Here is a 929-nt window from a genome sequence, read left to right on the forward strand (position 1 = left end):
CGCGTTGTTCTGGATTCGTGAACTCATAGCTCGGGAGGTTAGCAAAGTACTCCATAACTTCCTTACGGTCTGCGGGATCGCTGAGTTCCTTCGCCATGCCTTGCATGACCACATTTTGGCGTTCGCCACTAAGGAATAGTTCGATTTGAGTGTTGAGATAATTCGCGTTTAAACCAGCGATCATCGGCGCGATATTTGGCTGTCCCATGCCATCTTGGCCGTGACAACCGCTACATACGCTGGCTTTTTCCGGAATAGACGAGGCGCTTGCGCCCATAGTGGTTGCTAACAAACAGGCCACCACCACTGGAAGAATTTTTGACATGCTGACTCACTTTAATTTTTATTTATATGTCTAAGTGCTACTTGGTAGTCACTTGGACGATATTGTCGGCCTTGTCAATAATGAAAGGTATTGTGGATTTCCACATATTTAATAAGTGTAAATGGCCGTATTTGTTTTTATTGGTTGTTCTATAAGCGATAAAAACAAAGTGGTGAAGAGCTGCACAAATCGGCAGCTCTAAGTGGTAGAGACGTCTTAACGTGCGGCGTTACGCTTTGCGGATTTTGGCTGGTAATGATTGACGAGCCGCGGCTCCTACCACCCAATCTAACAACACGCCTTTCCCTTCTCGGGTTGGGTCAATTAATCCGATGTCGTTAATGTTGACTCCATCTTGGCTGCGAGTTTTTACGGGTTGTTGTTTATCGCCGATCCAGTGCGAGCGTTGTCCTAGCTCGGTATGACCAAATCCATGTTCAAATCCGAGTGTGCCAGGGCGAATTCCGCTGACTATCATCGCAAGTGCTTTGGTGCTTGCAGATGGTGTCTCGATAACAAACTCATCACCCGTTTTAATGCCTGCGCGCTCGGCATCGATTGGATGGATGTACACTGGGTTTACGCCTTTAATCGAGTTCAACCT

Annotated in this window: 2 protein-coding genes; both read right to left on the minus strand. The window is 46.9% G+C overall.

All coding sequences use genetic code 11. The annotated features are described in order from the left end of the window. On the minus strand, nucleotides 1–325 hold a 325-nt coding region (locus tag IQR33_RS18610; protein WP_416222685.1), incomplete at its 3' end, for a c-type cytochrome. A 229-nt stretch (nucleotides 326–554) separates the two neighbouring features. Continuing rightward, nucleotides 555–929: molybdopterin dinucleotide binding domain-containing protein (locus IQR33_RS33485; RefSeq protein WP_322631783.1), on the minus strand; the 375-nt coding region annotated here is incomplete at its 5' end.

Origin of the sequence: Vibrio sp. OPT46, assembly GCF_015163535.1 — a bacterium.
Classification (GTDB): Bacteria; Pseudomonadota; Gammaproteobacteria; order Enterobacterales; family Vibrionaceae; genus Vibrio; species Vibrio alginolyticus.